At 74.8% G+C, this 24880-nt stretch carries 21 protein-coding genes; 11 read left to right on the plus strand and 10 right to left on the minus strand.

Annotated features, from left to right (window positions below; translation table 11 throughout):
* Positions 1–45: 45 nt before the first annotated feature.
* The 3 genes from ACIBAI_RS17120 to ACIBAI_RS17130 form a co-directional block, all read right to left on the minus strand.
* Positions 46–972: a carbohydrate ABC transporter permease gene (locus tag ACIBAI_RS17120; protein ID WP_344608302.1), complete on the minus strand. Its 927-nt coding sequence runs from the start codon at positions 970–972 to the stop codon at positions 46–48.
* A gap of 12 nt (positions 973–984) precedes the next feature.
* Positions 985–1980, minus strand: coding sequence for a carbohydrate ABC transporter permease (locus ACIBAI_RS17125; protein ID WP_399034970.1), 996 nt, complete (start codon positions 1978–1980; stop codon positions 985–987).
* A gap of 92 nt (positions 1981–2072) precedes the next feature.
* Positions 2073–3386, minus strand: coding sequence for an ABC transporter substrate-binding protein (locus tag ACIBAI_RS17130; RefSeq protein WP_399034972.1), 1314 nt, complete (start codon positions 3384–3386; stop codon positions 2073–2075).
* Between the two features lie 299 nt (positions 3387–3685).
* Here ACIBAI_RS17130 and ACIBAI_RS17135 point away from each other — a divergent pair, with 299 nt between their 5' ends.
* Together ACIBAI_RS17135 and ACIBAI_RS17140 are read left to right on the plus strand one after the other, a co-directional pair.
* Positions 3686–4702, plus strand: coding sequence for a LacI family DNA-binding transcriptional regulator (locus ACIBAI_RS17135; RefSeq protein WP_399034974.1), 1017 nt, complete (start codon positions 3686–3688; stop codon positions 4700–4702).
* Positions 4703–5247: 545 nt separating this feature from the next.
* A complete protein-coding gene (locus ACIBAI_RS17140; RefSeq protein ID WP_399034976.1) occupies positions 5248–6420 on the plus strand; it encodes a cysteine desulfurase family protein in 1173 nt (390 codons plus the stop codon).
* Between the two features lie 278 nt (positions 6421–6698).
* Here ACIBAI_RS17140 and ACIBAI_RS17145 read toward each other — a convergent pair whose 3' ends face one another.
* Positions 6699–7985: a multidrug effflux MFS transporter gene (locus tag ACIBAI_RS17145; protein WP_399034977.1), complete on the minus strand. Its 1287-nt coding sequence runs from the start codon at positions 7983–7985 to the stop codon at positions 6699–6701.
* Positions 7986–8053: 68 nt separating this feature from the next.
* Here ACIBAI_RS17145 and ACIBAI_RS17150 point away from each other — a divergent pair, with 68 nt between their 5' ends.
* From ACIBAI_RS17150 to ACIBAI_RS17160, 3 genes are all read left to right on the plus strand, one after another.
* The gene (locus tag ACIBAI_RS17150) at positions 8054–8545 is read left to right on the plus strand and encodes a MarR family winged helix-turn-helix transcriptional regulator (protein WP_399034979.1); all 492 of its coding nucleotides are present in this window, start codon (positions 8054–8056) and stop codon (positions 8543–8545) included.
* Between the two features lie 135 nt (positions 8546–8680).
* Complete coding sequence (locus tag ACIBAI_RS17155; RefSeq protein WP_399034981.1) at positions 8681–9376, plus strand: TetR/AcrR family transcriptional regulator; 696 nt, start codon at positions 8681–8683, stop codon at positions 9374–9376.
* A gap of 194 nt (positions 9377–9570) precedes the next feature.
* Positions 9571–11136, plus strand: a complete 1566-nt coding sequence (locus tag ACIBAI_RS17160; protein WP_399035113.1) for an MDR family MFS transporter — start codon at positions 9571–9573, stop codon at positions 11134–11136.
* A 250-nt stretch (positions 11137–11386) separates the two neighbouring features.
* Here the strand turns inward: ACIBAI_RS17160 and ACIBAI_RS17165 are convergent, their stop codons facing one another.
* A complete protein-coding gene (locus ACIBAI_RS17165) occupies positions 11387–11803 on the minus strand; it encodes a MerR family transcriptional regulator (RefSeq protein ID WP_399034983.1) in 417 nt (138 codons plus the stop codon).
* A gap of 431 nt (positions 11804–12234) precedes the next feature.
* On the opposite strand from ACIBAI_RS17165, the gene ACIBAI_RS17170 reads away from it, so the two are divergent.
* Positions 12235–13740 (plus strand): SulP family inorganic anion transporter, encoded by a 1506-nt coding sequence (locus ACIBAI_RS17170; protein ID WP_399034985.1) that lies wholly within the window; start codon positions 12235–12237, stop codon positions 13738–13740.
* A 238-nt stretch (positions 13741–13978) separates the two neighbouring features.
* Here the strand turns inward: ACIBAI_RS17170 and ACIBAI_RS17175 are convergent, their stop codons facing one another.
* A complete protein-coding gene (locus ACIBAI_RS17175; protein WP_399035115.1) occupies positions 13979–14335 on the minus strand; it encodes a PRC-barrel domain-containing protein in 357 nt (118 codons plus the stop codon).
* A 727-nt stretch (positions 14336–15062) separates the two neighbouring features.
* Between ACIBAI_RS17175 and ACIBAI_RS17180 the strand changes: the two genes are divergently transcribed.
* The gene (locus ACIBAI_RS17180) at positions 15063–15770 is read left to right on the plus strand and encodes a hypothetical protein (RefSeq protein ID WP_399034987.1); all 708 of its coding nucleotides are present in this window, start codon (positions 15063–15065) and stop codon (positions 15768–15770) included.
* Between the two features lie 238 nt (positions 15771–16008).
* On the opposite strand, the gene ACIBAI_RS17185 is transcribed toward ACIBAI_RS17180, so the two are convergent.
* From ACIBAI_RS17185 to ACIBAI_RS17195, 3 genes are all read right to left on the minus strand, one after another.
* A complete protein-coding gene (locus ACIBAI_RS17185; RefSeq protein ID WP_344609921.1) occupies positions 16009–16215 on the minus strand; it encodes a hypothetical protein in 207 nt (68 codons plus the stop codon).
* A 26-nt stretch (positions 16216–16241) separates the two neighbouring features.
* The gene (locus ACIBAI_RS17190) at positions 16242–17585 is read right to left on the minus strand and encodes a diaminopimelate decarboxylase (RefSeq protein ID WP_399034989.1); all 1344 of its coding nucleotides are present in this window, start codon (positions 17583–17585) and stop codon (positions 16242–16244) included.
* 251 nt (positions 17586–17836) lie between these two features.
* The gene (locus ACIBAI_RS17195; RefSeq protein ID WP_399034992.1) at positions 17837–18589 is read right to left on the minus strand and encodes a PucR family transcriptional regulator; all 753 of its coding nucleotides are present in this window, start codon (positions 18587–18589) and stop codon (positions 17837–17839) included.
* Between the two features lie 1360 nt (positions 18590–19949).
* Between ACIBAI_RS17195 and ACIBAI_RS17200 the strand changes: the two genes are divergently transcribed.
* Positions 19950–20225, plus strand: a complete 276-nt coding sequence (locus ACIBAI_RS17200) for a hypothetical protein (protein ID WP_399034994.1) — start codon at positions 19950–19952, stop codon at positions 20223–20225.
* 108 nt (positions 20226–20333) lie between these two features.
* Here the strand turns inward: ACIBAI_RS17200 and ACIBAI_RS17205 are convergent, their stop codons facing one another.
* Positions 20334–21173, minus strand: a complete 840-nt coding sequence (locus tag ACIBAI_RS17205; protein WP_399034995.1) for an SDR family NAD(P)-dependent oxidoreductase — start codon at positions 21171–21173, stop codon at positions 20334–20336.
* A gap of 287 nt (positions 21174–21460) precedes the next feature.
* On the opposite strand from ACIBAI_RS17205, the gene ACIBAI_RS17210 reads away from it, so the two are divergent.
* The 3 genes from ACIBAI_RS17210 to ACIBAI_RS17220 all read left to right on the plus strand — a co-directional run bounded on the left by ACIBAI_RS17210 (position 21461) and on the right by ACIBAI_RS17220 (position 24802).
* Positions 21461–22432: a serine hydrolase gene (locus ACIBAI_RS17210; RefSeq protein WP_399034997.1), complete on the plus strand. Its 972-nt coding sequence runs from the start codon at positions 21461–21463 to the stop codon at positions 22430–22432.
* Positions 22433–22761: 329 nt separating this feature from the next.
* The gene (locus ACIBAI_RS17215) at positions 22762–23736 is read left to right on the plus strand and encodes a bacteriorhodopsin (RefSeq protein WP_399035000.1); all 975 of its coding nucleotides are present in this window, start codon (positions 22762–22764) and stop codon (positions 23734–23736) included.
* Positions 23714–24802 (plus strand): Brp/Blh family beta-carotene 15,15'-dioxygenase, encoded by a 1089-nt coding sequence (locus ACIBAI_RS17220; RefSeq protein ID WP_399035002.1) that lies wholly within the window; start codon positions 23714–23716, stop codon positions 24800–24802. The genes ACIBAI_RS17215 and ACIBAI_RS17220 overlap by 23 nt, the downstream gene beginning before the upstream one ends.
* The last annotated feature ends 78 nt before the right edge of the window (positions 24803–24880 follow it).

Raw genomic sequence — 24880 nt, forward strand, 5'->3', positions numbered from 1 at the left:
CCGGGGGCCGGGCGCCGGAAGGGGCCCGGGGGTCGGTTCGGCGGGTCAGCCCTTGACGGCGCCCTGCATGATGCCGCTGACGATCTGGCGGCCGAACACGATGAACATCGCCAGCAGCGGCAGCGTGCCGAGGAGCGCGCCCGCCATGATCAGGGACTGGTCGCGGATGTAGCCGGCGCTGAGCTGGGTGAGGGCGACGGGGACCGTCGGGTTGGTCATGTCGAGCACCACGAACGGCCAGAAGAAGTCGTTCCAGGCGTGCACGAACGTGATCATGAACAGCACCGCCATCGCGGGGCGGGCGATGGGCAGCACGATGCTCCAGAAGATCCGCAGTGAGTGCGCGCCGTCCACGCGGCCGGCCTCGACCAGCTCGTCCGGCAGCGCCTCCGACAGGTACTGCCGCATGAAGAAGACGCCGACCGCGCTGACCAGGGTGGGGAAGATGACCGCGGGCAGCTGCTGCGACCAGCCCAGCTCGGACATCATCATGAACAGCGGCACGACACCGAGCTGCGGCGGCACCATCATGGTGCCGATCACCAGCATGAGCAGGACGTTGCGGCCCTTGAACCGCAGCTTGGCGAAGGCGAATCCGGCCAGCGTCGCGAAGAACACCGTGGACAGGGCGATGGTCCCGGCCACGATCGTGCTGTTGATCATGGCCTTGCCCATCGCCGCCTCGTCCCAGGCGCGGGCGAGGTTGTCGAAGAGGTTCGGGCCGGGCAGGAACGGCGGCGGTGTCTGGCTGACGCGGGTGTTGTCGGTGGAGGCCGCCACCATCGTCCAGTACAGCGGGAAGATCGACAGGATCGCCGTGATCGCGAGCAGCACGTAGGCGAGCGGGCCCGCGTGGTGCTGGCGGCCGGCGCGCTGCCTCAGCAGCCGGCGGCCACCGCGGCCGGCGGCGGTCTTCTGCGGGGAGGTCCGGGCCGGGCTGTCCGTCCGGACCGGGAGGCTTTCTGTGGTCATGGCGTCTCCTGGTCAGGACGTACGGGAGCGCAGGCGCCCGATCAGGCGCTGCGCCACGAAGACGAGGACGAGCAGCAGGAACATCGCCCAGGCGACGGTCGCCGAGCGGCCCATCTGGTAGTTCTTCCAGCCCTCCTCGTACAGCAGCAGACCCAGCGTCTGGTACTGGTTGTCCGCGCCGCCGGTCACGCCGTTGGGCCCCTGGCCGAAGATCAGCGGTTCGCCGAACAGCTGGGTCGCGCCGATGGTGGAGAGCACGATGGTGAAGACGATGGTGGAGCGGATCCCGGGGACGGTGACGTGGGTGAACTGCTTCCAGCGGGAGGCGCCGTCCAGCGCGGCGGCCTCGTACCGGTCGGCGGGGATGGCCTGCATGGCGGCCAGGTAGAGCAGCGCGTTGTAGCCGGTCCAGCGCCAGATGACGATGGTGGAGATCGCGATCTGCGCGGGCCACTTGTCGGCCTCCCAGTCCACCGGGTCGGCGCCGACCAGGCCGAGCGCCCAGTTGATCATGCCGAAGTCCCGCTCGAAGAGCATGGTGAACACGAGGGCGGCGGCGCCGACGGAGGTGGCGTAGGGAACGAGCGAGGCGACGCGGAAGAACAGCGAACCGCGCATCCGGTAGTTGAGCAGGTGGGCCAGGCCGAGGGCCATCAGCAGCTGCGGCACCGTGGAGATGACGCCGATCGTGATGGTGTTCAGCAGCGCGTTCCAGAACCGGGAGTCGTTCCACAGCTCGACGTAGTTGTCGAACGCCACCCACTCCATGATGTCGAGGGTGGCCAGTTCCACCCGGTGCAGGGAGATCCAGGAGGTGTAGACGAGGGGGTAGAAGCTGAACGCGGCGAACACGACGAAGAACGGTGCGACGAACGCGTAGGGCGCGCCCTTGACGTCCAGCCGGTGCAGCAGCGCGCCGCGTCGCCGGCCGGCGCCCGCGCCGCCCGGCTTCGGGGACGGGCCTTCACGCCCCTCGCCGACCTGGACCTTGGTGGTGGAGGTGGCCACCGGACTTCCTTCCTGAGAACAGACGGGTGAGCCGGGGCCGCCGGACCCGACGACGGAACGCGGGCGGGTCCGGCGGCCGGAGGGGCGGCGGGTCAGCCGACCGCCTTCTCGATGCGGTCCGCAGTGGTCTTCCACGCCTCGTCGCGCGAGGCGCCCTGCTGCTCGATCAGGGTCAGGCCCTGGGAGAAGGTGTCCTTGATCGTGCCGTCCTTGCGGCCGAGGACCTGCTTGTCCGGGATCTCCTGAGCGGCCTCGCCGAAGATCCGGCCGATCGGGGCGTTGTTGAAGTACTCCGCGGTGACGCTCTTGACCTCGGTGCTCTCCAGCGCCTTCTGCGAGGACGGGACGCTGCCCTGCTTCTGGAAGATGTGGGCCTGCTGCTCCGGCGCGGTCAGCCAGGCGACGAGCTTCTTGGCCTCCTCCTTCACCGGGCTCTGCTCGACCACGCCGAGGAAGGAACCGCCCCAGTTGGCGCCCTTGGGGGCCTTGGCGACGTCCCACTTGCCCTTGTTCTGCTCGCCGGCCTTCTCACCGATGTGGCCGAGCATCCAGGCCGGGCAGACGGCCGTGGCGAACGTGCCGTTGGCCAGTCCCGGGTCCCAGCCCGGCTGGAACTGGCGGAGCTTGGCGGTCAGTCCCTCCTCGGCCGCCTCGGCGGCGAGGTTCCAGGCCTCCTTGACGGCCGGGTTGGTGTCGTAGATCAGATCGCCCTCGGCGTTGTAGTACTGCTCCGGGTAGCCGTAGACCATGGCGTTGAACAGGCCGCTGGCCGCGTCCATGTACGCCACGTCGCCGCCCTTGAAGTCCTTCTTGAAGGTGCGGCCGACCTCGACGTACTTCTCCCAGCTGCCCTCCCACAGCTTGGCGACCTCCTCGCGGTCGGTGGGCAGGCCGGCCTTCTCGAAGTAGTCCCTGCGGTAGCAGACGGCCATCGGGCCGATGTCGGTGCCCAGGCCCAGCACCTTGCCGTCCTCGGTGGTGATCTGGGACTGCTTCCACGGCAGGAAGTGGTCGGTGCCCGCCACGTCCGAGAAGTCCGCGAACCTGCCGGCCTGGGTGTCGACGATCTCCTTGGCCCGGCCGATCTCGATGCCCTGGATGTCCTTCAGGCCCTTGCCGGCGGCGAGCCTGGTCTGCAGGGCGGTGTAGTACGTCTGCTCGTCGCCGGCCACCTCGGCCTGGATGTCGACGTTCGGGTTCTCCTTCTCGTACTGCTCCAGCAGGCCCGTCTCCTTGAAGCCCATCACCCCGTACATGCCCATGGTGATGACGACCTTGCCGTCCTTCTTGCCGCCGCCCGTCACGGAGTCGTCGCTGCCGCTGCAGCCGACGACGAGCGAGAGCGCACCGGCGGTCGCGACCAGCGCGACCGCTCTCGTACGCGACGACCTGTGAACAGTGCCCATGTTTCTTCCTCCAAGCGACGGCGCTGACGCACCGGAGTGACAAGTCCCGTGATGTCCAGGGCGGCTGTGACGATCGATGGGAACGTACCCACCGAGGGGTGGGAACGTGCCCACCGACGGGTGGAAGACTCGTCCCGGCGGACGCCCTGTGTCAATAACGTGAACGCAACTTGTTGCTGGAGCTGGTGCCTCCGTTCGTTTCGTGGGTCCGGCGGGGTGCTGCTCCGGCCATGGTGTCTGCCACAATGCCGCTGGTCAGTCCGCGGCCGGTGCCGCCGCGGTCACCGAGGGAGGAGCGCATGACAGGGAACCGCCGCCCCACCATCAAGACGGTCGCCGCCCGAGCCGGGGTGGGACGGACGACGGTGTCCCGCGTCATCAACGGCTCGGACCTCGTCAGCGCCGACGCGCGGGCCAGGGTCCTGGCGGCGATCAAGGAGCTCAACTACGTCCCCAACTCGGTCGCCCGCGGCCTGGTGACCAACCGGACCAACGCGGTGGCGCTGGTGATCCCGGAGTCGGAGAGCCGGCTCGGTTCGGAGCCGTTCTTCGCGGGACTGATCCGCGGTGTCAGCGGCGCGCTCGCCGAGACCCGGACCCAGTTGCAGCTGATGCTCGTGCGCGACCAGGCCGAACGGGACCAGCTGACCGCGTCGGTGGCGACCCGCCGGGTCGACGGCGTGCTGCTGGTCTCGGTCCACGCCCACGACCGGCTGCCGGGCATGCTGGAGGAGATGGGGCTGCCCACCGTGCTGGCCGGCCGCCGCGACGAGCGGGAGCGACTGAGCTACGTCGACTCCGACAACGCCGGGGGCGCCGCCGCCGCCGTCCGGCACCTGCTGGCCAGGGGCAGGAGACGTGTCGCGACCATCACCGGGGCGCTCGACATGGACGTCGGCCGCAGCCGGCTCGCCGGGTGGCGCGACGCCCACCGCGCGGCGGGGGTGCCGGCCGACGAATCCCTGGTCGAGGTCGGTGACTTCACGGAGGAGGGCGGCCGTCGGGCGATACGTTCGCTCCTTGAACGCGCCCCGGACCTGGACGCCGTCTTCGCCGCCTCCGACCTCATGGCCGTCGGCGCCCTGGCCGAACTGCGCTGCCGGGGACGGCAGGTGCCGGGTGACGTCGCCGTCGTCGGTTTCGAGGACTCCGTCCTCGCCCGCCACACCAACCCGCCGCTGACCACGGTGCGCCAACCGGTCGAGGAACTCGGCCGGACGATGGCCCGGATCCTGCTCACCGAGATCACCGAAGTCGCCGCGGGACGCCAGCAGTTGACGCTCCCCACGGAACTGGTGGTGCGCGAGTCCTCCTGAGGCGGAACCGGGGACTTGCCCGTGTGCCCGGACGGAGCGCTGCCCGGAGAAGCCCGGCCGGTCCCCTCGGCGCCTCGCCGCCGGCGCGGTCGCGGCAGCCCGCCGGGGCCGGCCCGGAGTTCGGCCGGCGGCCGCGCGATCACCGCATCGGCGGTCGTGTGATCACCGCATCCGGCGCCCGCGTGCGGTATTCCATGGATCATGGAGGATTTCCCGACGGAGGCCGCCGTCCCGCGTCCGGGGACACGGCCGGCCCCGCGTGCGAGAGCACGGCCGTGTGACGCGTTCGCGGCCGGTGGCGAGGCGCAGGCCGGCGGGCAGCGCCCGGAGCCGCCGGATCCGCTCGCCCCGGGCGAGCCGGCCGGCCGCACCGACGCGCTGCCCGAGGGCGCCGGGAGCGTCGCGTACCGCCGTGGCGGGCACCGCGTCCCGGCCCATGCCGCGGTGCGGCCGCCGGCCGGCCGGGGGCGGCGCGCGATCCGGCACGACGACGGCACGGCCGGGCGGAGTCCGGCGCGGCTGCCCGCCGACGCGGCGGAGCCGGTATGACCGGCCCGCTCCCGCCGCACCCGGAACTGGCCGACGGGCCGGTCTACCTGGACTACAACGCCACCACTCCCGTCGACCCGCGGGTCGCCGAGGCGATGGCGCCGTACCTGACCGGCTTCTTCGGCAACCCCTCCAGCAGCCACTCCTACGCCGAGGTCCCGCGCCGGGCGCTCGCCGAGGCGCGCGCCCAGGTGGCCGCCCTGATCGGAGCCGCACCCCACGAGATCGTGTTCACGTCCTCGGGCTCCGAAGCGGACCTGCTCGCCCTGCGCGGCGCGGTGCTGGCCTCCGGCCGCGCCCGGCCGCACCTCATCACCCAGGCCACCGAGCATCCGGCCGTGCTGGAGACGGCCCGTGCCCTGCGGCGCCTGCACGGCGTACGGGTGACGGTGCTGCCGGTGACCGGCGACGGGCTGGTCGACCCGGCCGCCCTCGCCGCCGCCCTCACCGGGGAGACGGTGCTGGTGTCGGTGATGGCCGCCAACAACGAGACCGGCGCTCTCCAGCCCGTCGCCGAACTCGCCGCCCTCGCCCACGACCACGGCGCGCTGTTCCACTGCGACGGCGCCCAGGCCGCCGGGAAGATCCCCCTCGACGTCCGGCGGCTGGGCGTCGATCTGCTGACCGTGGTCGGACACAAGATGTACGCGCCCAAGGCCACGGCCGCCCTGTTCGTACGCGACGGCGTACGGCTGGAGCCGGTCGTCTACGGCGGCGGCCAGGAACGCGGCCTGCGCGCCGGCACGGAGAACGTCGCCCTGGCGGTCGCCCTGGGCGCCGCCTCCCGGCTCGCGGGCCGGGAGCTCGCCGACGGCCGGGCCGGGCGGGTCGCCGCGCTGCGCGACGCGCTGCACCGGCGCCTGGCCGACGCGCTGCCCGGCCGGGTCCGTCTCAACGGGCCGGTCGGGGCGCGCCTGCCGAACACGCTGAACGTCAGCATCGACGGCGCCCTCGGACACGAACTGCTCGCCGCCTGCCCGCGGATCGCGGCCTCGACCGGTTCGGCCTGCCACAGCGGCGCCCACTCCCCGTCTCCGGTGCTCCGCGCCATGGGCCTGCCCGCCGGCCGGGCGCTGGGGGCGCTGCGGCTGTCACTGGGCCGCTGGAGTTGCGAGGCCGACGTCGACGCGGCGGCGGCCGCGCTGATCCGCGCGGCCGCCGTGCGGTGACCGGTCCTCGCGGCCTGCTCGTGAAACCGGCGAAGGGCAGCGCGGGCAGGGAGCGCCGAAGGCGGGCCCGTCCCGCCGGGCGGGTGACGGCTGTCCGGCTGTCCGGCCGGGGGAAGCCCTGCGCGGACGGCGGTCCGCAGCGCCCTCGCCGCCCTCGACGCTCCTGCGCGCCGACGGGCCCGGGCGGCCGCCCGTCAGGGGGCCGTGCCCACGAAGGAACTGCTGCGCCGGGCTTCCGCGGCCGCCGGGGCACGGCCGTCGCGCCGGCGCGACCGCGGTCAGGTCCCGGAAGCCGCCGGTGCCTCCGGTTCGCCGTGCCGCTGCCAGGGCCGTGCCAGGCCGACGAGGGAGAGGGCCGCGGCGCCCGCCGCACCCAGCATGATCAGCCCCATCGGCAGGGAGCTGTGCTCCCCGAAGAGTCCGACGAGCGGTGAGGCGACGGCGCCGAACAGGAACTGCAGGCCGCCGACCAGGGCGGAGGCCGCCCCCGGCGCGCCGCGGCCGAGGCCCTGGGCGATGGTCATGCCCGACGGGAAGACCAGGCCGATCCCCGCGGTGGTGACGAAGAGCGTCGCCCAGGTGCCCGCGAGGACCTCCCCGGCCGCCAGCACCACGAGGACCTGTCCCAGCGCGCCCAGCAGGACGAGGCCCACGCCGACGGTGAGCAGCGTGTTCAGCGCCACGCGCCCGGCCAGTTTCGCGAAGACCGCACCGGCGATCAGCATGCCGACGGCGTTGGCCGCGAAGATGAGGGAGTAGGCCGTCGACGAGACGCCGTGCAGGTTCTCGAAGACGAAGCTGGAGCCGCCGATGTAGGCGAACAGCGCTGCCGCGGCGAAGGCGACGACGAGGACGTATCCCATGAAGACGCGCCGGCCGAGCAGGCCGCCCATCGCACGGAAGGTGCTCTTCACGCCCCCGCTGTGGCGGCGCTCGGGCGGCAGCGACTCCGGCACCGCCTTCCCCACGGCGAGCAGCAGCAGGACGCCCAGGGCGGCGAGGACGACGAACACCGCGCGCCAGGTGGACACGGCCAGGACCGCCCCGCCGAGCACCGGCGCGGCGATCGGCGCCACGCCCATGATCTGGGAGAGCAGGGCGAAGCGGCGGGGGAGTTCGGCCCCGTGGAAGCGGTCGGTGAGAACCGCGCGGGCCAGCACCATGCCCGCCGCGCCGGCGACGCCCTGCAGGAAGCGGGCGGCGGTCAGCACTTCGGCGTTCGGGGCGACGGCGCAGACGAGCGAGAAGAGGGCGAACCCGGCCGAGCCGGCGAGGAGCAGCCGCCGTCGGCCGAGCCCGTCGCTGACCGGTCCGATGAGCAGCTGTCCGGCGACCAGGCCGGCCAGGAAGGCGGTCATGGTGAGCTGCACCGACGAACTGCTCGCGCCCAGCGCGTCCCCCATCGCGGGGAAGCCGGGGACGTACATGTCGGTCGCGAGCGGGGCGACCGCCGTGAGCGCGGCCAGGACGGCGACCAGGGCCGTCGCGGAACCCGCGCGGGGCGCGGGGCGTGCGGTGCCGGGGGCCTGTCCGCCGACGGCGGAGGAGGGTGACGGGGATACCATGCGTTCAAAGATAAGCCAGTAGTTCACTGGTTAACAAAATTGGTTCACGGAGCGAGAAGGCGAGCCGCATGTCCTCCCCCGCCGACGTCCGCGCGCAGTGGTCCGCGCACCACCCCGGCCTCGACACCTCCCCCATGGAACTGGTGGCGCTCCTCAAGCACGCCACCGGACTCCTGGCCAAGGCGGTCGAGCCCCTCTACGAGGGTGCTCCGCTGACCGCGCCGGAGGTCGACATGCTCATCCCCCTGCGCCACGCCGCCGGACCGGTGATCGCCCGGGGGCTCGCCGAACGCCTGGGCCTGTCGCGCGCGGGCGTCAGCAAGACGCTGGCCAAGCTGGAGCGGCGCGGCTTCGTCTCCCGCACCCCGAACCCCGCCGACCGGCGCTCCGTCCTGGTCTCGATCACGCCGGCCGGCGCCGAGGCGATCGACGGCTTCTTCCCCCGGCAGCTGGCCGCCGAGGTCGAGCTCTTCGCGGACCTTGGGGAGGACCGGGAGCGGGTCCTGCGGGCGCTGACGCGGCTGGTGGCGGCGATGGAGAAGGCGCAGCGGCACGGCTGAGCGCGGCGCGGATCCCGCACGGCGGGGATCTCCCGCAGGGTGACGGCGTTCACGGCCGGCCCCGGCGTCGCCGGAACCCCGGCGCGCGGAGAACCGGCCGGAAACGATTTTGCACGGGATGCATTTTTGCATAGCATGCAACGTATGACGGGGGAGAGCAGCGCGGCGCGCGACGGTCTGCGGGAGCGCAAGAAACGGGCCACCCGCGCCGCCCTCGCGGAGGCCGCGGTGCGCCTCGCCGCCGAACACGGGGCGGACAACGTCACCGTCGAGGCCATCAGCGCGGCCGCCGGGGTGTCCGTGCGGACGTTCTTCAACTACTTCGACTCGCGGGACGACGCGTTCGTGGTCATCGACGCGGACGCGGGCGCCCGCGTCCGCCGGGCCCTGCTCGACGCGCCGGCCGCCCTGTCGCCCCTGGAGGCGCTGCGCGAGGCGCTCGCCGTGGAACTCGCGCAAGCCGAGCGGCAGCACGAACTGTGGAGCCTGCACGCCCAGGTGCTGCGCGCCTCCCCGCACCTGCTGGTGCGCAGCCTGGGCGCCCACATGGCCGACGAGGCGGGCCTCGCCGAGGTGATCGTCCGGCGGATCGAGTCCGGCCCCGCCGCCCGCGACCGCGCGCCGTCCCCCGCGGACGGCGACGGCGCGTACGAGGACGAGCGGCGCCGCGCGCTCGACCTGTACGCGCGGCTGCTGGCCGCCGTGGCCGGCACGGCGGTCCGGGTCGGCGTGGAGCACTGGTGCGCCCGGCAGGACGAGGTCGCCTTCGCCGACGTCTTCCGAGAGGTGTTCGCCCTGCTCGCGGCCGGCCTGCCCGCGCCGTCCCGATGATCGCCCGCGGGACCGGGGCCGGACGGTTCGGCCCCGGTCCCGCGGTCCCCGATCCTGCCGCCCCCCTCGCCTCGTCGGGCCCGGAACGCCTCCGGCGGCCACCCGGGCCCGCACCGACCAGCCGTTGACCACCGATCGTCGAAAGAGATGTCGTGACCGCAACGCAGGCGCCCGACGCGGCGCCGCCCAGCTCCATGTCCAACCGGCAGATACTCCAGGCCATGTCGGGCCTGATGGCCGGCATGTTCGTCGCCATCCTGGCGGGCACCGTGGTGTCCAACGCGCTGCCCACGATCATCACCGACCTGGGGGCCAGCCAGTCCTCCTACACCTGGGTCGTCACCGCGGAACTGCTGGCCATGACGGCGACCGTTCCGCTGTGGGGCAAGCTGTCCGACCTGTTCGACAAGAAGCTGCTGCTCCAGCTGTCCCTGGGCATGTTCGTGATCGGCTCGCTGCTGGCGGGCTTCTCGCACGGCGTCGGACTGCTGATCTTCAGCCGCGTGGTCCAGGGCATCGGCGCGGGCGGACTGACCGCCCTCGCCCAGGTCGTGATGGCCGCGATCATCCCGCCCCGCAGGCTCGGCAAGTACGCCGGCGTCTTCGGCGCCGTGTTCGCCGTCGGCACGGTGGCCGGCCCGCTGGTCGGCGGTGTGCTGGTGGACACCTCCTGGCTGGGCTGGCGCTGGTGCTTCTTCATCGGCGTGCCGTTCGCGCTGCTGTCCATCGTGCTGCTCCAGCGCACCCTTGACCTGCCCGTGACCCGGCGCGAGGTGAAGATCGACTTCCTGGGCGCCTTCCTCATCGTCGCGGGCGTCTGCGCCCTGCTCATCTGGGTGTCGCTGGCGGGCAACGAGTTCGACTGGCTCTCCTGGCAGACCGCCGCGCTCACGGGCGGCGGGCTCCTGCTGCTGGCCGCCGCCGTCCTCGTCGAGGCCCGGACCGCCGAGCCGGTCATCCCGCTGGACATCTTCCGCAACCGCACCGTGACGCTCACCACCGTCGCCAGCCTCCTGGTGGGCGTCGCCATGTTCGGCGGAACCGTCTTCCTCTCGCAGTACTTCCAGGTGTCCCTGGGCAAGTCGCCGACCATGGCGGGTCTGATGAGCCTGCCGATGATCCTGGGCCTGCTGGTGTCGTCCACCGTGGCCGGGCAGATGATCAGCAGGACCGGCGTCTGGAAGCGGTACCTGGTGGCGGGCGCGGTGATCATGACCGTCGGACTCGGCCTGCTCTCCACCATCGGCGCGGACACCTCCTTCGCCCTGCTCAGCCTCTACATGGCGGTACTCGGCATCGGCGTCGGCATGCTGATGCAGAACCTGGTGCTGGCCGCCCAGAACGACGTGCCCGCCAGTGAGCTGGGCGCCGCGACCTCCGTCCTGTCCTTCTTCCGCAGCATGGGCGGCACCATCGGCACCAGCGTCCTCGGCGCGATCCTGGCCAACCGCGTCACCGCCGAGATGACCGAGGGCCTGAAGGCGGCGGGCATCACGGGCCAGGGCTCGGGCGGCGGCGAGGCCGGCGTCCCGGACGTGAGCACCCTGCCCGAGCCGGTACGGGGCATCGTCGAGCACGCCTACGGCGTCGCCACCGCCGACCTGTTCCTCATCGCCACCCCCTGCGCCCTGCTGGCGCTGATCACCGTCGTGTTCCTCAAGGAGAAGCCGCTGAAGACCACCAGCGGCATGGAACGCCTCGCCGAGGAATCCGGCCCGGCGGCCGGGGCGGACGCCGAAGCGGCCACGACCGCCGACTGAACCCGGCACGCGCCCGCGTGCGACGCCCCGCCCGGCCGTACCGGGCGGGGCGTCGCCACGGGCACAGGCGGCCGGGAGGCCGGCGCCCGCGGTCTCCCGGCCGGCGACGGACCCCTCCGCCGCTCGCGCCCCGGTACGGTCACGGCCGCCCCGGGGCGCCCGGCCGGCTCCTCGAACGCGGCTGCGAACGCCCGGCGCCCGGGCCGCGCGTGCCGGGCGATCGGCCGGCGCCCGGGGCACCCGGTCCCGGCTAGGGGGCCTTCGTCGGCGCGACGTTCCGCACCAGGCGTTCGCGCAGCGTGGCCGCGAACTCCTCGGCCCGGGCCAGCCGGGTGCGCAGGTCGGCCACCCGCTGCCGCGCGGCCTCCTCGTAGCCGCGCACCTGGTCCAGCAGCTCCTCCCGCTCCTTGGACGGCAGTTCCTCGCCGGCGTCCAGGCGGTCGGTGGCCTCCAGCAGGGAGCGCATCTCGTCCAGGGTGAAGCCGAGCGGCTTCATGCGGCGGATGACCATCAGGCGGGCGACATCGGCCTCGGTGTAGAGACGGAAGCCGCCCTGCGAGCGCGCCGAGGGGACGACGAGGCCGGTCTCCTCGTAGTGCCGGATGGTGCGCAGGGACAGCTCGGTCCGCGCGGCGACCTCACCGATCTGCATGTGCTTGCTGTTCACGTCCCCGACCTGGCCCTCTCGCTGTCGACGGCGCTGCGCTCCGTCCGGTCCACCGATCCCTACCCTAACGTTAGGGTAGAGTTGTCGTGGGGGAGGACGGACCTCGAGCGCCGTTCCCCTCCGCGCGTGGTGCGGGCGTCCTGGCCCCACCGCTGCCGTGTCGGGGCCGACGCCGCCCCCGGCGATGAATCCGAGTGGTGCAGGAGAGACGCGTGCGCGAGTCCGTGGTGCCCGGCGCCGCCGCCTGTCCGCCGTGACCCCCCGCCCCTGACCGGAGCTCCGACGCGCACCCGCTCGCGCCCCTCGGCTCCGTCCTCGACTTCCGGCCCCTCAGCGGTCGATCGCGGGACGCCGACCCGGCCTCCCGCACCGTCTTCCGCGCGCCCCGCCCCGCCCCGGGGCGTGCCCGAGCACGACAGGTAGCTGCTTCCTTGTCCTCTTCCGTACCGTCCCCCGCCACGCGGCTCCGCGCTCTCAGGCCCGACTGGCTGCGTGATCCGAAGGTGTGGCGCACCGAGGTCCTCGCCGGTCTCGTCGTCGCGCTCGCGCTGATCCCCGAGGCGATCTCGTTCTCGATCATCGCCGGGGTCGACCCGGCGATCGGGCTGTTCGCCTCCTTCACCATGGCCGTCACCATCGCCGTCGTCGGCGGCCGGCGCGCGATGATCTCCGCCGCCACCGGCGCCGTGGCCCTCGTGATCGCACCGCTCAACCGCGAGCACGGCCTGGGCCACCTGGTCGCCGCGGTCATCCTCGCCGGGGTCTTCCAGGTCGTCCTGGGCGCGCTGGGGGTGGCGAAGCTGATGCGGTTCGTGCCGCGCTCGGTGATGGTCGGCTTCGTCAACTCGCTCGCCATCCTCATCTTCATGGCGCAGGTTCCCGAGATGACCGGTGTGCCCTGGCCGGTGTATCCGCTGATCGCGGCCGGGCTGACGCTGATGGTGCTCTTCCCGAAGGTCACCACCGTGGTCCCGGCGCCGCTGGTGTCGATCGTCGTCCTCACCGTCGTCACGGTCGCGGCCGGGATCGCCGTGCCCACGGTCGGCGACAAGGGCGCCCTGCCCTCCTCGCTGCCGGTGCCGGGCCTGCCGGACGTGCCCTTCACCCTGGACACCCTGACGACGATCGCCCCCTACGCCTTCGCGATGGCACTGGTCGGCCTGATGGAGTCGCTGATGACCGCGAAGCTGGTCGACGACATCACCGACACCCGCTCCTCCAAGACCCGCGAGTCCATCGGACAGGGCATCGCCAACATCGTCACCGGCTTCTTCGGCGGCATGGGCGGCTGCGCCATGATCGGCCAGACCATGATCAACGTGAAGGTGTCCGGCGCCCGCACCCGCCTGTCGACCTTCCTCGCCGGGGCGTTCCTGATGGTGCTGTGCATCGTCTTCGGACCCGTGGTCTCCGACATCCCCATGGCCGCCCTGGTCGCCGTCATGGTCATGGTGTCGTTCGCGACCTTCGACTGGCACTCCGTCGCCCCCAGGACCCTCAGGCGGATGCCCGCCGGTGAGATCACCGTCATGGTGGTCACCGTCGCGGTGGTCGTCGCCACCCACAACCTCGCCGTCGGCGTGGTGGCCGGCTCGATCACCGCCATGGTCGTCTTCGCCAAGCGGGTCGCCCACCTCGCCGAGGTCACCGCCGTCCTCGACCCCGACGGCACCACCGTGGTCTACCGGGTCACCGGCGAGCTGTTCTTCGCCTCCTCCAACGACCTCGTCGGCCGGTTCGACTACGCCGGCGACCCCGGCAAGGTCGTCATCGACCTGTCCGCCGCCCACATCTGGGACGCCTCCTCCGTCGCCGCCCTGGACGCCGTCGGGACCAAGTACGCCCAGCGCGGCAAGCAGGTCGAGATCACCGGCCTGAACGAACCCAGCGCCCGTCTGCACGGCCGCCTCAGCGGCGAGCTCACAGCCAGCCACTGACCGGCCCCACCCCGCCCGGCCGCCCCCGGCTCCGCCCGGGCCGGGGGGCCGCCTCTCCCGGAGGAGGGCGAGGCGGGCGCGTCCGCCCCGGCCCGGGCACCGGTCGGCGCGGCGGGCCTTCGCCGCCGCGGGCGGCGCCGCCCGCGGCCGCCGGAACGGCCCCCGTGCCGGCGGCCGGCGCGCAGCGCCACGCCGCCGGGGCGAGCGGAGCGCCGCTCCCCCCGGCGGCCACGGTGCGTCAACGGCGGGCGAGACGTCGCTCGCCGCCGGCGCCCGGCGCGTAGTCCAGTTCGTAGTGGGCGAAGACCTCCGGCTCCTTGGCGGCGGGCAGTTCACCGTCGACGTCGATCGCCGGGGCCTTCTTGACGACGTCCTTGCCGTGGACGACCTTCAGATACCCCGGGCCGACCGTCGCACCGGTGAGGGGGACGAACACCAGCCGGCGGCGGGTGGGCAGGCCGACGGTCACCGTGGCGAAGAAGGGCTGGTCGGTGACCGTGTCCACATAGACCGACTCCAGTGCACCGATCTTGTGACCGTCCGGGTCCACAACGTCGTGATCCCGCCACTCACGGATATCGCATGCCTCGAACATCATGAACCTCCAGGGGTGTTCCCGGCCACGCCCGCGGCGCCATCGCCGCCGGTCGGCCGCGCGTGCGCCGGACGGCCGTCGGCGTCGCACGGCCCGCGTTCCCGTCGCCCCGTCCGCTCCTCGTCGGCACGGGGCCGAGCCCTCCCGGCCCGTCGACGAGCGACGCCGTCGCGCGCCGCGCCCGTCTCCCGGCGGCCGTTGCGCGCGGCGGCGGGCGCGGCCGTCGACCTCGCACAGGTGCGCGTGGACCGAATGCGGGGAACCGCCCTTCCCTCCCCCCGCGCAGGCCTCCGGTGATCGCGCGGCCCGGGGCGCGCCCGGCCGGCTCGCCGCCGTCCCCGTGCCGTCCCGCCGGCCGCGACCCGCCGACGGCCGGCCGTCTCCCCGGGCGAACGGCGTCGTGCCGGCCGGTTCCCGGAAGGCGGCCGGGGCCTCCCGCCGCTCGTCGCCGCTCGTCGCGTCGGCCACCGCCTCCACCCCTTCTCCCCGCGCGCTCCTCCCGCGTGCGGACGGCTCCTCCCACCCTGACGGAGAACCGGGCGGCCCGCACCCGGACGAGCGGACGGCCGGCCACCCCGGCGCGCCCGGGACGGCCGCCGCCGCGGCCCCGCCCCGCTCCGCACGGCGTATCCGGCGGTCTGCCGGCGCGGCCGTCCCCGCGTGACCTCGCCGAACGCGGCGACGGCCCGGGAACGAAGGCGCGGGCGCCGCCTTGTAACCTGCTCCCGTGTCGCGTTCCGGAGAATCAAGTGCGCTGGTCGGCGGGGAACACGTGCGGGAGGCCGTCGCTCACTGCGTGGAGGCCCTCGCCGGCGTCCCGGCCGCCCGGTGGGATGCCCGCGCCGGCGACCTGGAGTGGACCTGCTGGGAGACCCTGGAACACCTCGCGGACGACCTGCTCACCTACGCGCTGCGCTTCGGGCTCGCGCGTCCGATGGGCGTCCCGCGCGTGCCGCTGCGCATCTCCTGCGACCGGCCCGGAGGACCGGCCAACGTCGTCTTCGGTGACCGGGCCGCGGGCCCCGAGGGGCTGCTGACCGTCGTCGAGGCCTGCGGCGGACTGCTCGCGACCGCCGTCGACAACACCGCTCCCACCGTGCTGGCCCCGCATGTCTTCGGCGCCTCCGACCCGGAGGGGTTCGCCGCCATGGGCGTCGTCGAGACCCTCGTCCACACGCACGACATCACCCGGGGGATCCAGCGCGCGTGGGAGCCCCCGCAGGACCTGAGCCGGCGGGTTCTCGCCCGGCTGTTCCCGGACGTGCCCGTCACCGGCGACGCGTCGTCCGCCCTGTTGTGGGCCACCGGCCGCGTCGAGCTGCCCGGCCGCCCCCGCCGGACGGACTGGCGCTGGTACGGAGCGCCGCGCGGGTCCGGTGACCCCCTGCCCGGCGGAGCGGGCTCGCCGCGGGAGTCCGCGCCGCGCGGCGGCTGATCCCGCAGGCGGGGGCGGGGGACGCGGGCCGCCGCCCCGCACCGGGCGGCCGGCAGGCGGCGCCGGCCCGGCCCGCGCTGCGGCGGACACCGGGCCGGCCGCCCACCGGCGTGCGGCGGGAGGGCGCGGAGGAACGCTCCGGCGGGGGCGCCCCGCGTCGCCGAGGCCCGCACGGCGGCCCGGACGGTGAACGCGCGGAACAGGCCGGGGAAGCCGTCGGCCCGGGCGCCGGCGCGGCCTAGTCGATGATCTGGTTGAAGAACACGACCGCCATGGCGCCCGCACCGCCGCCGACGCTGACCGCGAGGGGCCAGACATTGCCGGCCAGGACCGCCAGGACGGCGGCGCCGACGCCGACCAGCGCCGCCAGCAGAAACACCACGGCGGCACGCTGGCTGAGCAGCGGCGTGTTCCCCTCGCCCCTCGTGCGGTTCTCCTGTCCCACCTCGGTGCTCCTCGCGTGGACGACGGTCAGTGGCGTACGAGGCCGCCGGGCCGGTGGGCGAGCACGGTCCGCCCGTCCGGGGCCGTCAGCTCGTAGGGGTCCTGGGCGGGCCGGACGAGCGTGAAGGCGACCCGGCCGTCCCCGTCGACCCGGACGCCGTACACGGCCGGCTCCGGCAGGCTGTTGTAGTGGAACGGCGTCGAGAAGTAGTAGGCGCCGGTGTCCGGGAGCACGACGAGGTCGCCCGGCTCCAGCAGCGGCAGCGCCCGGTCCCGCGCCAGCAGGTCGCCGGCGAAGCAGGCGGGGCCGGCGATGTCCTGCCGGACGGGGCTGCCGTGCTTCGCCCCGCCGTCCGGGGCGTGCGCGGTGATCCGCAGCGGCCAGGCCTCGGGGGCGAACACCGTCCGGGTGGCGACCTGGACACCGGCGTGGGTGAGGGCGATCGGCCGGCCGCCCGCGGTCTTGGTGTACTCGACGTAGGCGGCGGTGAAGCCGTTCTTGGCCAGGACCGCCCGCCCGAACTCGGTGACGATCCCGTACCTGCCGGAGAACAGGTCGGGCGCGTGCTCGCGAAGCAGGTCGACGTAGGTGCCGAAGCCGGGGGTGACCTCGTCGTCGGCGAAGTTGACGGGCAGGCCGCCACCGATGTCGATCCCGGTCACCTGGCGCCGTCCCAGGGCGCGGTTGACCTCGTCCGCGAAGGAGACGGCCTCCGCGACCCCCCGGGCCATGAGGTCCAGCGGGCACCCTTGCGACCCGGCGTGCGTGTGCACCCAGGTCAGCCAGGGGCGGTCGCGGAACGCCCGCAGCACCTCCCGGCGGCTGTCCGGGTCCGACAGGGGGATGCCGAACTTCGAGGTCCGCGTGGCGGTGCTCATCGCCGCGATCGTTCCCCCGCCCACCTGGGGGTTGACGCGTACGCCGATCCGCGAGGCGGGGTCGCGCCCGGCGAGGATCGAGTCGATCCGGTCCAGTTCCTGGAAGTTGTCCGCGTTGATCGCGACGCCCAGTTCGAGGGCCCACTCCAGTTCCGCGCGGGTCTTGGCCGGCGAGTCGAAGACGATCCTCTCCGGCGGGAAGCCCGCCGCGAGCGCCCGGGCCAGCTCGCCGCCCGTCGCCACCTCGCAGCCCATGCCGTGCTCCCTCAGCTCCGCCAGCACGGGTACCAGGCTGTTCGCCTTCGCCGCGAAGGCGTGCAGGACGGAGAGCGAGCCCGGGAACGCCGCGCGCAGGGCGCCCACCGTCCGGGCGACGCCGTCGAGGTCGACGAACCCGGCCAGCAGGGACCGTTCGGGGTCCAGCAGCCCCTGCCGTACGGCTGCTCGCAGGATGTGTTCACGCCGTTCGGTGGCGTCGGTGAGGTCGGTCACGGGTGTTCCTCCACGGTCGGTGCGCCGGACGCCCGGCGAGCCCGGGCGGAGTCCCAGGCTGCCCGCTCCCCTCCGGGGACGTCTTCGTGGAGACTTCAAAGGCGCGGCCGCGGGGACCGCCGGCCGCGGGCAGTGCCCGGGGCGGAGGGCACCGCCGTTGTGCGGGGCCACGAGGAACGGGCCGTGGCATGGTGCCGACGGCCGAACGCGCCGGAGCGCGGGCCGCGCGCCGGCCGGTCCGGCGGCGCCGGTCAGCGACCGGCGCCGCGGTCGCGCAACCGCAGCTGGATCTGGGCGAGCAGCCGGGCGTCGGGGCTGCCGAGGTCGATTCCCGAGACCTGGACGATGCGGCGGATCCGGTACCGCAGGCTGTTGGGGTGCACGCACAGGGCGCGGGAGGCGGCGGTCACGTCCCCGAAGTGGTCGAGGTACACCCGCAACGTCTCCAGCAGGCAGCTCCCGCTGTGCTCCGCGTCGAACGCCGCCAGCCGCGCCACGGGGGTCCCCTGCGGCAGGTGCACCTCCCGCAACGCGTCCATGACCCGCATGAGGCCGATCGTCTCCGCGACGTCCTCGGTCCGGGCGACGAGGCGTGGCCCCCCGGCCGCCGTCAGCGCGTCGAGGGCCAGCTCGGCCGACCGGCGGGACCCGGGCAGGTCCGCCAGGCCCGCGACCACGTCGCCCAGGCCGACCCGCACCGTCGTGCCCAGCGCGGCCGGCAACCGCTCCGCCAGCGACGTCCCCAGCTCCGCCACCTGGGCGTCGGCCCGCCGCGGGTCGTGGTCCAGCGCGCCCAGCACCACCAGCACCGTCCCGCCGGCCCACACGGCGACGGCCCGGCGGCCGTGCGCGGAGCAGTGCAGCGCGAGCAGGCCGTGCAGCCGTGACGCCGCGTCGTCCGCCTGGTCGATCCCGGCGTGCACGGCGAGGACGGCGCTGTTCCCGGTCTCCGGCAGCGAGGCCCGCTCGGCCAGCACCCCGGCGGAGCCGCGTCCTTCCAGCACCGCACGCGCCGCGTCCTCCACGAGGCGGGTGTCCGCGCCGCGCGTACGGTGGTGCAGCAGGTGGGGGCGGCCGCCCGGGTCGCCGCGCGCAGGGCCTCGGAGGCGTTCGGGGCGAGGGAGCGCCCCGCGACCGCCGCCACCCAGATGGAGCCCAGCACCTCGCCGCCCGCCCGCACGGCCCCCACCAGGCGCTCGGGGTCCGCCCCGTGCGCCGGCCGGTACAGCACGTCACCTGTTCCCCACAGCGCCCGGAAGAACCCGGCCTCCCGCATCGCGGCGACGCGCCACGGCGGCACGCGGCGGCCGAGGATGGTCAGCCGGCGCAGCTCGTCGACGTCCTCCTCGGTGTCGGTGGAGGAGTAGGCGAGCACCCGGGACTCCATGTCCTCGATCGTCACCGCGCCCCCCACCAGGGCGGCCACCGCGTCGGCCAGCCCGTTGAGGTCGCCGAGGGCCACGGCCTGCGTGGACAGGCCGGGCGGGAGCCCCGCCGAGGCCAGCCCCGCCCGCAGTACGCCCACCAACTGGCCCCAGGTGCACCAGGACGTGCGGAACAGCACCGCCGTACCGGCCTCCTCGGCCGCCCTGCGCAGGGCGGGAGCCGGTCCCCCCGCGGTGACCGGACCGAAGACCACTCCGGTGGCGCCCTCCTCGCCCGCCCGCCGCAGAACGTCCACGGCGTGGGCCGACCGCGCGTCGACCCCGACCGCGAGGAGGAGCTCCCGCGGCCGGAAGCCGGGCTCCAGCGGGTCCAGCAGGGTGACACCGGTGACGGGCGCCCCGAGGCCGCCCGGCGCCATGTGCAGCTCCAGCGACCCCGCGCCCACCACCGACAGCAGGCCCTCCAGCGTCACCTGCGACGCCGCCGCGGCCCCCCACTCAGCTAACGCGTCCGCCCCCATCAGCGATCCCCCCCATGCCCGCGCGGTCCGGCCGCGGTCGAGTGCGCCGCGCGGCCGCCCGCCCGGCCGCGTCCGAGAACCGTACGACACCACAGGAGGGCCCGGTCCTCAACGGCGCACGGCCGCACGGGCGGGCGCAGGCGGCCGGTTCGTCGTCGGCCCGGGGGCACCGGCGGCCCCGTCCCCGGCGCGGGGCCGCCGGTGCCCCCGGGCGGGCGGACCGCGACGGCTCCGGGCTCGCCGGGACGGGCTCCTCGGCCGGGAAGGGAACCGTGCCGCGGCCCGACGGGATTGCGCAGACGCCCCCGGAGGTACTCGTGCGTCCCGGCGCCGGGCCGCTCGGCAGCGTGGCCGCGGCCGGCCCGGCACCGGGACGCACGCCCGTCACCGCCCGGGGACGCTCCACCGCGGTGGGCCGCCGGGCTCCGCTTCGATCAGGTCCGATCAGGGGAGAGGCCATGACCGGCCACGACGACCGCAGGCCCGCGCACGGGTCCGGCATGCGCGCCGAGCACGACGACCGGCTCACCCACGCCGACGCCGGCTGGCCGCGGCACACCGAGGAGCCGGGCGAGGACCCGCCCGAGGGGGCCGCCGACGCCGTGGAGGAGGAGGCTTCCGTGCGCAGGGCCGTCGACGACGACACGAGCACCGCCGCCTTCACCGGGCAGGACGCGGAGGACCGCGGCCCGCTCGCGCCCGAATTCCAGGAGCCCGCGGACAGCGACGAATGAGGCCCGGCGGCGCTGCCCCTCGGCCGCCGCGCCGTCACCGCCCCGGGGCCGGTGGCCGCGCGTCCTCGGGCAGCGCGGCGGCGGCCGCGCGGGCCGCCGCGCCCGGTCTCAGCCGTCGGGGTGGTCCGCCGCGCGGTAGCGGTCGGCCAGAGCGGCGCCGGAGCCGTCGCGCAGGGCGAGCTCCGCGGCGGCCAGCCGGGCCACGGCCTCGGCGTCCGGCAGGCCCGGCACGCACACCACCTCCCCGGTCTCCAGCGCGGCGAGGGAAGCGGTGACCACGTCGGCCGGGGGCATCCCGCCCTCGTCGTGGACCCGCGCCTCGCCGGGCACCGGAGCGTCGCCCGCGCCGAGGTGGAACTCGGTGGCGGTGAGTCCGGGGCAGACGACCTGCACGCGCACCGGCGTGCCGGCCAGCTCGGCGGCCAGGGTCCTGGTGAACGTCACCAGGTAGCCCTTGGTGCCGCCGTAGACGGCCCGGTGGGGGAGGGGGCCGGGGGGCAGGGCGCCGGCGAACGCCAGCAGCGAGGCGACGTTGACGACCGCGCCCCGCCCGCGCGCCACCATGTGGGGGACGGCCGCGCGGGTCAGCACCGTGGGGGCCACGACGTTCACGTCGAGCACCTTGGCCAGCAGCCCGGGATCGACCTCGGTGAACGGCCCGTACCCGTTGATGCCCGCGTTGTTCACCAGCAGCGCGACGTCGTCGCCGGCGACTCGTCCGGCCACCCGGGCGAGGTCGGGCGCGCGAGCGAGGTCGGCCGCCACCGTCTCCACCGTCGCACCGGTGTCCTCGCGCAGCCGTGCGGCCAGCGCGGCGAGCCGCTCCGCGCGGCGGGCGATCAGCACCAGGTCCCAGCCCCGCCGGGCCAGCTGCGCGGCGTACTCGACGCCGATCCCCGACGACGCCCCGGTCACCACGGCCGTGCCGGTTGTCCCATCCGATGTCATGCGCCGGATCCTTCACTCGACGGCCCACTGCCCAGCGGGCGGTTCCGGGGTCCCGTGATCGCTGTGCCGGGTTTCCCGCCGCCGGCGAGGCGAAACCGGGCCCCGCCCCGTCCGGGCCGGCCTGTGCGGGGCCGGCCCGGACGGAGCGGGGTGACGGCGGGCCGAAGGCCGACCGCGAGCGCCCCGGGGCGACACGCCTGGCACGACATCGGCGGTCATCACCAGGCGATATGTCATATTTTCTGATCTACCGTCTCCCTGTACAGGAATGCCGAGGCCTGCTCGCCATGCCCGACGAACAGCTCAGCGGGACGCACCAGGCGCTCACAAGGTCCGGTTCCGCCGGCCTGCGCCCGCACGCGCTGACGGCCTGCGCCGCCACCGCGGCCGTGGCGTCGCTCGTCGCCTGCTCCTCCACCGGCACGCTCGACGGGACGCGGACACCCCCCGCACGGGGGAGCGCGCCGGCCGCCGTACTGGCGGCGCCACCGCCGGAGAAACCCGGCGCGACCCTCGCCCGGGCGCTCGGGCCGGTCCTGCGGGACGGCGACCCCCGGCTCGCGGTGGCCGTGCTGGACCTGGACGGCGCCAACCGGGAGATCGCGTCCTACCGTGGCGACGCGATGTTCGACACGGCGAGCATCATCAAGGTGGACATCCTCGCGGCGCTGCTGCTCCAGGCGCAGGACGAGGGCCGCGAGCTGACCGCCGAGGAGCGCGAGGCCGCCGAGGCGATGATCAGGACGAGCGACAACGACGCGGCGAACCGCCTGTGGCGGGCGATCGGCAGGGGCGAGGGCCTCGACGCGGCGAACGAGCGCCTGGGGCTCTCCTCGACACAGGCGGGCCCGGGCTTCCACTGGGGCCTGACCCGGACCACCGCGAAGGACCAGATCCGGCTGCTGCGTTCGGTGTTCGCCCGCGTGCCGGCGGTCTCCGTCCGCGCCCGCGCAGGGCTGAACCGGGCGTCCCGCGCCTACATCCGCGAGCTGATGGGCGGCATCGTGGAGGGCCAGGACTGGGGGGTGTCCGCGGCGGCCCCCCGATGGGCCCTCAAGAACGGCTGGCTGCAGCGGACCGCGACCCAGCTGTGGGTCATCAACAGCATCGGGCAGGTCACGGTGCACGGACGCCGGTACCTGGTCTCGGTCCTCAGCAGCGGCAACGCGTCGATGGAGGACGGTGTCTCGCTGGTCGAACGGGCGGTGAGGGCGGCGATCGGCGCGGCCAGCGCCCATGCCCGTCCCTGGCCGGAGTGAGCCCCCCGCCGCGGCGCCGAACCGGAACCTGCTCCCGTCACGGGCTCGGCCCCTCCCGGCCGGCAGCCCCGTCCGCAGGCCGGGACGTCGCTCCGGCGGACCCGCTCCGGTCGCCGCCCGCCCGGCCGTCTCCTTAGCGTGGTCGCGTATCCGAGCGCGTGCGCCGGCCGGCCGGTCCGGCCTGCGCACGCGCACCGGGCGGACCGGCGGCTTCGCCGGCCCGCCCGGCCGCCTCGGCCTCAGGGACGGTCATGCTGCTCGCACCGGCAACAGGCGCCGGCTCCGGCGCCGCGGAATCAAGCGGCGCGCCCGCACCGGCGGCGCCCCCGGTGCGAGGCGAGTTCTCGGGCCTGCTGACCTACACCGAGGGCGAGTACCGCATGGTGCTGTACGCCCTGATGGCGACCGGCCTGGCGTTGCTGGCGGGCTCCCTGCACGCGTTCGTCACCCGGAGCGAGACGGCCCCGCGCTACCGGGCGGCGAGCGACGCCAGCGCCCTGCTCCAACTGGTGGCCTTCCTCGCCTACGTGGAGCTCTTCGTCAGCTGGAAGACCTCCTTCACCCTGCGGGAGGAGCGGTACGTGCCGGTGGCCGACACCGAGTTCGACGGCGGGATGCGGTACGCGGACTGGTCGGTCACGGTGCCGCTGCTCGCCGTGGAACTGCTCGCCGTGTGCGCCGTCGCCGGGCGGCGGATGTCCGTGCTGCGCGGCACCGCCGTGTCGGCGTCCTTCCTGATGATCCTCACCGGCTTCCTCGGCGCCCAGGTGCTCGACAACGGCAACCGGGTGCTGTGGCTGGTGGTGTGGGCCGCGATCAGCACGGTGTTCTTCCTCGTGCTGTACGCGGTGCTGGGCCACGCGGTGCTGGCCGGCCGCGACGAGCTGTCGCCGGAGGCGTACACCGGCCTGAAACGGGCGACCGTCCTGCTGTTCAGCTCCTTCGGCGTCTACCCGCTGATCTACCTGATCCAGCAGTCCGTCGACCCCGACTCCGACCTGGTGGGCTGGGCTCTGGTCACCCAGCTCGGCTTCTGCGCGGCCGATGTCGCCGCCAAGGTCTGGTTCGGGGTGCTGATCCACAAGGTGGCCAAGGTGCGCACCGCCGACGACCTCCGGGCCGGCACCGGGACCCACCCGGAGGAGGTGTGGATCTCGCACGTCAAGCGGGCCGACGCCTGGCCCCCGGTGGCGGCGTCGCTGGCCGGGCACGGCGCCCGCCCCGCCCCGCCGCCGGTGCGCGACGGCAGCGGGGGCGGCGGCCACGGCGACCACGGCCGCGATGGCACCGGCCGGGACCGGTGACCCCCGGCGGCCGCCCCCGGCGCCGGCGGCCCGCGTCCTGGCGCCGGCCGGCCGGATCTCCGCCGGCGCGGTGGCGGCCGTGCTCGCCGTCGGCCTGGTGGCGCCGGAGGCATGGCGGCGCTGGCCGGTCGCGGTCTTCCTGATCGGCCTGGTGGCCGGCCTGCCGCACGGCGCCGTCGACCACCTGGTGCCCGGCTGGTTCCGGCGCCGCCCCCGGTCCGCGGCCGGGCGCCGGGGCGTCGTCCCGCTCGGCTACGCCGCGGCGGCCGTGGCCGTCCCCGCTGCCGCCCTGGCCGCCCCGGCCTGCGTGTTCGGCGTCTTCCTGGCCGTCTCCGCGCTGCACTTCGGCTACGGCGACGCCCGGTTCTGCGCCCTGCGCGACGGCCCGGCGGGCCCGGCCCGGCGGACGGCGCACGCCCTCGCCCACGGAGCGGTCACCACCGTACTGCCCCTGGTGCGGTGGCCCGAGCAGGTGCGCCCGGTGGTACGGCAGCTCGCCCCCGGCCTCGACTGGCTGCTGGCCGCGCCGGCGCGGCCGGCCGCCGCGGCGCTGGCCGGAGCGGCCGTGACGGCCGGCTGCGTGACGGCGCTGCGCGGCGGGCGGCACCGGCAGGCCGCCGAACTGCTGCTGCTCACCGCGCTGTTCACCGTGGTGCCGCCCCTGGTGGCGTTCGGTGCCTACTTCGGTGCCTGGCACTCGGTACGGCACATCGCCCGGCTGGTCCTGGCCGACCCCGCCAACATCCCGGCACTGCGGGCCGGGCGCACCGCGGCGGTGCTGCGCAGGTTCGGCCGCCAGGCGGCCGTCCCCACCGTCGTCGCCCTTGCCGCCCTCGCCGCGCTCACCGCCCTGCCCCACGCGTTCCCGGCGGACGGCCGGACGGCCGCCCGCGGAGTGGCCCTGCTGGCCGCGCTCACCTTCCCCCACCTGGTCGTCGTGGCCCACCTGGACCGCTGCGAGGGGTCCGCGGCACCCGGCCGCCGCGGACCCCCCGCGGCGGTGCGCCGCACAGCGCGAAGCGGCCGCCCGGTCACCGCCCGGCCACCGGGGCGACGAACGGAATGAGCCCCCCGCCGCCGACACCCCGGACGCACCCCCCCGGGCTGCGGCGGACCGCGGAACCGCTGATCCCGCCGCCGGAGG

The organism is Streptomyces sp. NPDC051041, from assembly GCF_044456065.1.
Lineage (GTDB): Bacteria > Actinomycetota > Actinomycetes > Streptomycetales > Streptomycetaceae > Streptomyces > Streptomyces glaucus.